The 9,576-nt window shown below is 64.7% G+C and carries 8 protein-coding genes; 4 read left to right on the top strand and 4 right to left on the bottom strand.

All coding sequences use genetic code 11. From position 1 onward, the window contains the following. Positions 1–69 precede the first annotated feature (69 nt). The 4 genes from ACE04F_RS17430 to ACE04F_RS17445 form a co-directional block, all read right to left on the bottom strand. Positions 70–2,493, bottom strand: a complete 2,424-nt coding sequence (locus tag ACE04F_RS17430) for a TonB-dependent siderophore receptor (RefSeq protein WP_486108602.1) — start codon at positions 2,491–2,493, stop codon at positions 70–72. Positions 2,494–2,560: 67 nt separating this feature from the next. Beyond that, on the bottom strand, positions 2,561–3,502 hold the full coding sequence (locus ACE04F_RS17435; protein ID WP_486108604.1) for a FecR domain-containing protein: 942 nt from the start codon (positions 3,500–3,502) through the stop codon (positions 2,561–2,563). Continuing rightward, positions 3,502–4,011: a sigma-70 family RNA polymerase sigma factor gene (locus ACE04F_RS17440; protein ID WP_486108606.1), complete on the bottom strand. Its 510-nt coding sequence runs from the start codon at positions 4,009–4,011 to the stop codon at positions 3,502–3,504. The genes ACE04F_RS17435 and ACE04F_RS17440 overlap by 1 nt, the downstream gene beginning before the upstream one ends. Before the next feature lie 149 nt (positions 4,012–4,160). After that, positions 4,161–4,682 carry an SgcJ/EcaC family oxidoreductase gene (locus tag ACE04F_RS17445; RefSeq protein ID WP_486108608.1) on the bottom strand — a complete coding sequence of 174 codons (522 nt, stop codon included), beginning with the start codon at positions 4,680–4,682 and terminating at the stop codon, positions 4,161–4,163. Between the two features lie 175 nt (positions 4,683–4,857). On the opposite strand from ACE04F_RS17445, the gene ACE04F_RS17450 reads away from it, so the two are divergent. The 4 genes from ACE04F_RS17450 to ACE04F_RS17465 are packed head-to-tail and all read left to right on the top strand — an operon-like array spanning position 4,858 to position 9,495. After that, the gene (locus ACE04F_RS17450) at positions 4,858–6,042 is read left to right on the top strand and encodes a sensor histidine kinase (protein WP_486108610.1); all 1,185 of its coding nucleotides are present in this window, start codon (positions 4,858–4,860) and stop codon (positions 6,040–6,042) included. After that, on the top strand, positions 6,039–6,707 hold the full coding sequence (locus ACE04F_RS17455) for a response regulator (RefSeq protein ID WP_486108612.1): 669 nt from the start codon (positions 6,039–6,041) through the stop codon (positions 6,705–6,707). The genes ACE04F_RS17450 and ACE04F_RS17455 overlap by 4 nt, the downstream gene beginning before the upstream one ends. Next, the gene (locus ACE04F_RS17460; protein WP_486108614.1) at positions 6,704–9,016 is read left to right on the top strand and encodes an ATP-binding protein; all 2,313 of its coding nucleotides are present in this window, start codon (positions 6,704–6,706) and stop codon (positions 9,014–9,016) included. Before ACE04F_RS17455 ends, ACE04F_RS17460 begins: the two co-directional genes overlap by 4 nt. Then, positions 9,013–9,495 (top strand): response regulator, encoded by a 483-nt coding sequence (locus tag ACE04F_RS17465; RefSeq protein WP_486108616.1) that lies wholly within the window; start codon positions 9,013–9,015, stop codon positions 9,493–9,495. The genes ACE04F_RS17460 and ACE04F_RS17465 overlap by 4 nt, the downstream gene beginning before the upstream one ends. The last annotated feature ends 81 nt before the right edge of the window (positions 9,496–9,576 follow it).

Genomic DNA, 9,576 nt, shown 5'->3' on the forward strand with positions numbered 1-9,576 from the left:
CTCCCACAGTTGGATTGGGCGATCAGAATTTCATGGCTGCTTGCTCCCACAGGATAAACAGCAAACCGATCAGAAATCGACAGTCGCCGACACCAGGTAAGTGCGCGGCGTCGCCAGAGTCAACCCCGGCTCGCTGTCATCCGAAGCCCCGGCCGAGCTCCAATAGCGCTTGTCCGCCACGTTCTCGATATTGGCGCGCAAGGTGATGTGCTTGTCATCGACCTTGAAGGCATACCGCGCACCGACGTCGAACCGCTCCCAGGAATCGATTTCCTTGGTATTGGACGGATCCAGGTACTGCGAGCTTGAATAGATGCCGCGGCTGGTCAGGGTCAACCCCTGCACGGTCGGCACATCCCATTCGGCGCCCAGGTTGACGTTGTACTCCGGTGTCGCCGGCGCGCGGTTGCCTTCAAACGCCGGGTTGGTGGTGTCGGTCAGTTCGCTGTCGATGTACATCACGCCACCGAGCAGGCGCAATCCCTTGACCGGTTCACCGAATACGCTGACTTCCGCGCCGGTGTTCTCGCGTTTGCCGTTCGGGCCGAAGACATTGGTCGTGGCGTCGGTGGCATAGGCCGGTTGCTTGATCCGGAACACGGCGGCGGTAACGGCCAGCGCGCCGGCATCGTACTTGGCGCCAACCTCGACCTGGCGGCTGATGAACGGCGGGAAGATTTCATCGCTGTTGTCCGAGGACGTCGGCGCGATCTTGCCCTGGCTCAAGCCTTCCATGTAGTTGGCGTAGAGGGACAGCTTGTCGGTGGCCTTGAACAGGATCCCGCCCGACGGCGAAACTTTTTCCTCGTCATAGGCGGTGGGACCCTTGACCCCATCGGACCAGTCGTCGACTTCCACCCGCTGCCAGCGGGCGCCCAGGGTCAGCAGCAGGCGGTCATCGAAGAAACCCAGGGTGTCGGACAGCGCCACGCCGCTGAAGTGGTTCTCGGTATGGACCTTTGGGTCCGGCCGTGTGGGGGTGTTCGGCGTCGGTGTCGGCACCGGGTCATACAGGTTGCTGCGCCCGTTGGCATAACGGGCGCCGCCGTTCTCGAAATCCATGTAGAAATAACTGGCCGCCAGGTTCAGCTCATGGCTCACCGGGCCGGTCTGGAACCAGTTGCGCACCCCGGCATTGGCCGTTCGCACATTTTCGTCCCGGGTAAAGTCGCGGGGCGACACGGTGAAATCGCCGGCCGCATTAGTGACCGACACGTTGTGCCGCAGGAAGTCGTGGTTGCTCTTGCGAGCACCGACGCCGCCGTAAAGCATGACCGAATCGCTGACGTCGAATTCGCCGTTCACGGCGCCGAAGGTGTCCTCGGTACGCGCCTTGCTCCAATGCTGCGCGTAATTGCGTCGCACATCGCTGGCATGCGGTACCGGCGCGGCGGCGCCGATCTGGACGCGCTCCTGCGGTGCGTCGGTGTCACGCTCGGTGTGGCCGATATCGGTGGAAAGACGCAAGCGCTCGCCACGAAAATCCAGGCCCAGCACGGCCATCTGGCGATCCACGCGCTGATGATCCCAGTCGGTGTCGCCGGCCTGCTTGACGCCGTTGAAACGCACGCCGAACTGGTTGTCCTCGCCAAAACGGCGGCCGACATCCACGGCAGCGCCGGGCTGGCTGTCGGAGGCATAGCTGCCGGTCAGGGATGTGATCGGCTTGTCGGTGGCCCTCTTCGGCACTACGTTGATCCCGCCGCCGACGCTGCCACGCGGCGAGATCCCGTTGATCAGTTGGGTCGGGCCCTTGAGGATGTCGACGCGATCGGCCATCTCCATATCGATCGTGTAGGTCGGCAATACGCCATAAAGACCGTTGTAGGCCACGTCACTGTTGAACAGGCTCAAGCCACGAATGGTGAATTGCTCATAACGCCCGCCCGCCGGGTTGGTGGCGCGCACCGAGGGATCGCTGGCGACCAGGTCACCGAGGGTCCGTGCCTGCAGATTCTTGACCGTCTCCCCCGTGTAGGTGGTCATGCTGAACGGCGTTTCCATGAAGTCACGGGAGCCGAGCAAGCCCTGGGATCCACGCCGTGCCACCTGCCCCCCTGCGTAGGGGTCGCCTTGCGTCGCGCCGGTGGCGCCGAAAATCGAGGTCGGCGCCAGTTGCAGGCTGCTGCCTTGCGCCGCCGGAGTGAGCATGTAGGCCTGTTCGCCCACTGGCTGCAGCTGCAGGCCGGAACCCTGCAACAGCCGGTTAAATCCCTCCTCCACGCCAAACTCGCCAGCTAGCCCGGCGCTGTTGCGACCGCTCACCAGGGCCGGGTCCACCGAGAGGTTGACGCCAGCCTGCCCGGCGAACCGGGTCAGCGCGGCGCCGAGGCTGCCGGCGGGAACCTGATAGCTGCGTCGGGCGCTTTCCTCGGCCTGGCTGGGCGAGATGAAAAACGCACTGGAGCTCAGGCTCAGCATGAGGCTCAGGTTCAGCAACGGGCGCCAGCCAGCGAGGGCCGGACGAAAACGTAAAGATACTGCTGCGGGCATTGGAGCAACTCTCGTTTTTTGTTCAGTTGCCTTGAATGACAAGCGAGACAAAAAAAGGGGACAGGCTTCAGGCGATATTTTTTCGCGGCGTCAAGGTGACCCAGTAGCGGGTACGCATGTGCACCTCAAGCGGCAGGCTGGCCGAGAGCAGCGCGAGGATCCGGTCAGTGTTTTCCAGGCGGAAGCTGCCGGTGACGCGGAGCGCTTCCAACCCTTCGTCCCAGCGCAACACGCCGGGGCGATAGCGGTCCAGCTCGCGAAGGAAATCCCCCAGCGGCTGGTTCTGCGCCACGAGTACGCCTTCACGCCAACCCATCTGCCCGGCGTCGAACGTGCTGGTCGCAGCCGCGCCAGTGGCACTCAGGTCTACCTGTTGGCCTTCTTCGAGTCTCAGCGCTGGCCCTTGCGCAGGCTGCAGTTGCACCGCGCCGCTGACTACCGAAACCCGGCAGCTGCGTTGATCCAGGCGAATACAGACTTCGCCTCGGCCGACGCTCACCCCACCGTAGGGCAGCTGGACCGCCAAGGGGCCGTCGACGACTTTCAGGGCGATCTCGCCGCGCAGCAGCATCAGGCGGCGCGCCTCGAGGTCAAGGTCCACAGCGCTGTCGGTGTTCAACTGCAAAACGTTGCCACCGGCCAGCGTCCACCGCCGGCGTTCCCCGGTGGCGGTCTGCAGGTCGGCGCGCCAGGCCTCCAGCGGCAGTTCATGTCCCAGCAACCAGGCAGTTGGTACCAGCGCGGCGACACCCAACGCGCGCTTGAGTACGCTGCGACGGGCCAGTGCGGGACGATCCAGGGTGGCCAGGCCCAACGCTGACGGCACCTCGGCAAACCGCTGGCGCAAGCGCTGGGCTTTCTGCCAGGCCGCTTCGTGCTCGGCCTTGCTTTCACGCCAGCGTTGCAACGCGCCGTGATCGAACTCAGCGGCTCCCGACTCGACCAGCGCCAGCCAGCGGGCCGCCGCCCGGGCGACTTCACGGGCTTCGGCCGACGGAGCCTGGCGCATCAGAAGTCCACCAACAGGCAATGTTCGTAGGCCTGGGCCATATAACGCTTCACGGTGCGCTCGGCGACTTGCAGGCGCTCGGCGATCTCGCGATAACCGAGGCCTTCGAGCTGGCTCCAGAGGAACGCCCGCCGCACCATCGGCGGCAGGCCGTCGAGCAACTCGTCCAGGGCCTGCAGGGTTTCCAGCAGCAGCCAGCGCTGCTCTGAAGACGGCACGCATTCGGCGGGCAGGCTGGCCAACGCGTCGAGATAGGCCTGTTCCAGATGGCGGCGCGTGTAGAAATTGCTCAACAAGCGCTTGCCCACCGTCAACAGGTAGGCGCGCGGTTCATGCAGGTCGGCCAGTGACTGGGCGCTGGAGAGTACGCGCAAAAACGTATCCTGGCGCAGGTCGGCGGCATCCCAGGCATTGCCCATGCGCCGTCGCAACCAGCCTTCCAGCCAACCGCCATGGTCACGGTATAACGCGTCGAGGGCGTGCTCCGCCGGCTTAGCTGCATCAAGCATTGAAGTGGCCCTGGGCAAGAATGTCTTAAATGAGACTGATTCTAATTAATGTTCCCAGGTGATTCCAAGGCTTTAATTCATCGACGGTCAAAACGTCTGGCGAAGCAGGCGCCCTTGGACATCGAGGGCGCGCCGTATATCGCCCGCCGTCAGTGGCTGGCCTGCAGGGTCTTGGGTACTTCCGGCATGGCCGACGAGTGATGGTTGATGATCTTCCACTGGCCGTCGAGTCGCTCGTAAAGGAAGGTATAGCGCGCCTGCACTTCCCGCTTGGAACCGTCGGCCTGGGTCAGCGTGAAGGTATAGACTCCGCTGTCCATCGCCGCGTCAGGCCCCAGGTGGCGGATTTCCCGGTAGTTGATCACCCCGACCGGCTTGGCCGCCAGGAAGTGCACGAAATAGTCCTGGATCTGCGCCGGGGTACTGCGCACCTTGTTGGAGACGGTCGGTTGCAGAATCGCATCCGGGGCGTACAGGCTGGTGACCGCGACGGCGCTGCCGGTCTTCAACGCAGCGTTCCAGCGATCGAATAGCCCGGCGATTTCACGGTCGTTGACGTTCTGCGGCTGCTCGGCCACGGTGCTGTAGACAAACGGCGTGGTCTCCAGCGCTTGGGCAAGGGGGGCGCCCAGCAGGAGAAAAGCGGCAATGGCACAGTTTTTCATTTTCATCGTAGCGTTCCTTTGGGTTTCAATGAGCCCACTGTGCCGGCCTTCGCAAGCCCCGGCATCGGCCAACCGGTGCCGATCGCCTATGCCATTCGGCAGATAGGCCGGGTGTCGATCACAGGGTTTAATGAAACCATCAGCAACCGCGCCGGTTTGCCCTTCCACGCTGGAGTTCCCCATGCAAAGCCCACCCCATGACCCTGGCAGCGCCTTGGCGATCCGCACCCAATACCGCCAGTCGCAAAGCCGGGCGGCGCGCCTGGGCCTGTTGTTGGGCACCGGGCACGAACTGACCCGCTTGCCGTTGGCGCAGATGCGCCAACGCGCGGTAGAACGTGCGTGCGCGTTCGTCGCCATGGATCACGGTCTGTTGCTGGAGTGGAACGCCGACAGCCAGTTGCAGACCGTCGCCAGCCACGGCAGCGGCGAGCGCCTCGAGCTGCTCGCCGAGCTGGCCCAACCGCCCTCGCCCGCTTCGCAATGGATGGATCGCCCCGGCACGCCGTTGCCGCAAATCCTGCGGATTCCGCTGCGCGGGTCCGACGGCGTTGCGTTCGGCGCGCTGCTATTAGGCAACAGCGTGCCCTTGGGCGTCCCTGACAATGAAGACATCGAATCGCTGCAATTGCTGGCCACGCTGTTGGCGGCGCACCTGGAGAACAGCCGCCTGCTGCAGACGCTCCAGGCTCGCGAGCGGACCATGTCCGAGCTGGTCCATCGGTTGTTCAGCGCCCAGGAGGACGAGCGCAAACGCGTCGCCTATGACCTGCACGATGGCCTCGCGCAGAACCTCGCCGGCTTGCATCAACGCCTCCAGGGGTTCGCCGGTCGCTGCCCGCCTTTGCCGGCGGTGCTGGCCGATGAGCTGCGGGGCATTCTCGAACTGGCCCAGGGCTGCGTCGGCGAAGGTCGGCAACTGATCGGCGGCCTGCGTCCGCATGTGCTCGACGACTTCGGCTTGTACAAAGCCGTCGACAAGGAGGCCGATCGTCTGCGTGACGCCGGGCTCCGGGTCGATTGGGTCGAGCACAGCACCGCGCGCCTGCCGGATAATACCGAGATTGCGCTGTTTCGCATCGCCCAGGAAGGCATCAACAACATTCTCAAGCACGCCCAGGCCAATCAGGTTTCCCTCGGGCTGGCGGTGCGAGACGGCCAGGCTTGGCTGCGGGTCGAGGACGATGGCTGCGGATTCGCCCAGGAACAACCCATCGAGACCAATGGCAGCTGCCACCTCGGCCTGGCCGCCATGCAGGAGCGCGCGAGCCTGCTGGGCGGCCAACTGGACTGTCATAGCGCACCCGCCCGCGGCACTCGACTGCTGGCCAGCGTGCCGTTGCCAGCCCACGGAGCACAGCCATGAATCGTCCCTTGCGCCTGCTGTTGGCCGATGATCACGAAGTGACCCGCACCGGGTTCGTCTCCATGCTCGCCGGTACCGAAGGGTTCGAAGTCGTCGGCCAGGCCTGCGACGGCCAGGAGGCGCTCGACCTGTGCGAGCGGCTACAGCCGGACATCGCCATCCTCGACATCCGCATGCCGGTGCTCAATGGCCTCGGCGCGGCGCGCATCCTGCAACAACGCCAGCCGCAGATCAAAGTGATGATCTTCACCATGGACGACAGCCCCGACCACCTCGAAGCGGCCATCGCTGCGGGCGCCGTCGGCTATCTGCTCAAGGATGCCAGCCGCGAGGAAATGCTCCAGGCCCTCAGGCGGGTCGCCCAGGGAGAAGAGGCACTGAACAGTTCGGTCAGCGCCCGTCTGTTGCGCCGCATGGCCGAACGCGGCGCCAACGGTGCAACGCCCGTCCAGGCCCTGACCGCGCGCGAACGCCAGGTACTCGGGCTGGTGGCCGGTGGGTTCAGTAATCGTGAGATCGGTGAAAAACTCGGCATCGCCCCCGGCACGGCCAAGGCGCATGTGGAGCGGGTCATCGGCAAGCTCGGCGCCGCCGACCGGACCCAGGCCGCGGTGCGCGGCGTCGCCCTGGGGCTGGTGGCACAACCCACCGGACAATGGCCATGAGGTTTCTGGCCGCCCGCAGATGGGCCGACTTGCCGTTACGCGGCAAGGCGTTGGTGGTGATCTCGCTGCCGTTGGTGGTCCTGCTGCTGTCGCTGGTGCTGATCTATATCACCGAACGCCAGACGGCCCGTGCCGAGGAGGATGTGCGCCGGGTGCTGCTGGTCCAGGGCGACATCCAGGCCGTGCACACATTGCTGGCCGAGGCCGCGGCCAGCGTGCGCGGTTACCTGCTGACCCGGCGTGAAGATTTCCTGCCCGGCTACGAACAGGCCACCCCGAGGATCCAGGCTGCATTGCAACGCCTGGATCACAATATCCGTGACGCGAGGATGCGCGAGCACCTCAAGACCATTACCCCGCTGATCACCGAAAAGCTCGTCGGGTTGCAAGCGTTGCGCACCGGCAAGGCCGACAACACAGCCACTATCACCGCGATCCTGATCGAAAACAAACAGGTGCTCGACGTGCTGCGCGAGCAGATCAGCGCCATGCGCATCCGCGAGGATGCCCTGCTCGCCGACCGCAGCGCCGCCGCATCGGCAACGCGCATGCGCCTGCTGTTCGCGACCCTGCTCGCAGCGGTCTGCGGGCTGTTCGGGGCGATTGTCGCGGTGCTGTTCCTGTCCAAGGGCATTGTCGCCCGGGTCCAGCAGGTGCAAGGCAACGCCCAGCGCCTGGCGCTGGGCCAGCCATTGTTGCCGCAACCGCCGGAAAAGGACGAAATCGGCCAGTTGGGCACGCGCCTGGTGGAAGCCGGGCAGCTGCTCGCCGAACGCGAGCGCGCCCTGCGCGATAACGAGGAACGCCTGCGGCTGATCATCGATGGCGTCAAGGACTACGGCATTTTTGCCCTCGACGCCAAGGGCCATGTGATCACCTGGAATGCCGGGGCCGAGCGGATCAAGGGCTATACCGAACAGGAGGTACTCGGCCGGCATTTCTCGCTGTTCTACTTGGCCGAAGAGTGCCCGGCCCACCCCGAAATGGCCCTGCGCGAGGCCACCCGCGACGGTCACTACATGGAAGAAGGCTGGCGTTGTCGCAAGGACGGCAGTCGCTTCTGGGCCAGCGTGGTCATCACCACTCAATACGACAGCACCGGCGCCCTGCGGGGTTTTTCCAAGATCACCCGCGACATCACCGACCGGCGCACCGCTGAAATCGCCCTGCGTACCGCCCGTGAGGAAGCGGAAAGCGCGAGCCGGGCCAAGAGCGAATTTCTTTCGCGCATGAGTCATGAGTTGCGCACGCCGCTGAACGCCATCCTCGGCTTCGCGCAATTGCTGGACATGGACTCGGTCGCCGGCCAGCGCCCGCAGGTCAGCCACATCCTGCGCGCCGGCCAGCATTTGCTCGCGCTGATCAACGAAGTGCTCGACATCGCCCGGATCGAAGCCGGCCGGCTGCCCCTGAACATCGAGCCAATTGCCCTGCCGACCGTGCTGCACGAAGCCTTGACGCTGGTGTCGCCGATGGCCGCGGATTCGGCAATTCATCTGGCTGCCCTGCCCGCGCTGCCCGAAGGCAGTGGCGTGCTTGCCGATCGCCAACGCCTGGTCCAGGTGTTGCTCAACCTGCTTTCCAACGCCATCAAGTACAACCGTCCCGGCGGCGAGGTGCGTATCGAAGTGAGCGTCGAGGGCCAACAGGTGGGCATTGCCGTCAGCGACACCGGGCACGGCATCGCCCCCGAACAGTTGGACCAGTTGTTCAAGCCGTTCGAACGCCTGGGCGCCGACCCACAGGTCGAAGGCACAGGCCTGGGACTCTCCCTGAGCAAAAGCCTGCTGGAGATGATGCAGGGTAGCCTCCAGGTACTCAGCGAACCGGGACAAGGCTGCTGCTTCACCTTGCGCTTGCCCGCTGCCCAGGTGTCCGGCGCCCAGCTGCCGCCCTTGGCGGCGTTGGAAATCACCCGCCCGCGCACCGAGTTCGACGGCAAGGTCTTGTGCATCGAAGACAACCTGTCGAGCCTCGCCTTGATCGAAACCCTGATGCAGCGTCGCCCGGGCATCCAGCTGCTCTCGAGCATGCAAGGCCAGTTGGGCCTCGACCTGGCGCGCCAGCACGCGCCGCAGCTGATCCTGCTGGACGTGACATTGCCGGACCTGGAGGGGCTGGAAGTCCTGTGTCGGTTGCGCCAGTCGGCGGCCACCGCGTCCACGCCCGTGCTGATGATCACCGCGGATGCCAGCGACCTCACTCACCGCGCCCTGCGCGAGGCCGGCGCCACGGCGATCCTGACCAAGCCCATTCATATCCAGGCCTTCCTCGGCCACCTTGAACGTTATTTACCGGAGTCCGCATGAATCGCGATCTGCGCATCCTGATTATCGACGATCAGCGCCCCAACCTTGAGTTGATGGAACAACTGCTGGCCCGTGAAGGGCTGCACAACGTGCTGAGCAGCACCGAGCCGTTGCGTACACTCGACCTGTTCAACAGTTTTGAGCCGGACCTGGTGATCCTCGACCTGCACATGCCGGCCTTCGACGGGTTTGCCGTGCTGGAGCAGCTCAACCGGCGCATCCCGGCCAATGACTACCTGCCGATCCTGGTACTGACCGCCGACGCCACCCGCGACACCCGCCTGCGGGCCTTGGCATTAGGCGCCCGGGACTTCATCAGCAAGCCCCTCGACGCCCTGGAAACCATGCTGCGGGTCTGGAATCTGCTGGAAACCCGAGCCCTGTACAAATCGCTGCGTACATTGATTCCCGCCGAGCAGATCGAATTGTTGCGCCAGCATCGAGGAACGGCTGACCAGCGCATCGAGCCGTCGACGTAGCGTGGCGTAATCACGGCTATTTAATCCGCGTTGGGGTGAAGTTGCGGACCTAGTGTGGGGGGGGGGGGGGGGGGGGGGGGG

The sequence above is a fragment of the Pseudomonas sp. AGC41 genome, from assembly GCF_057334555.1.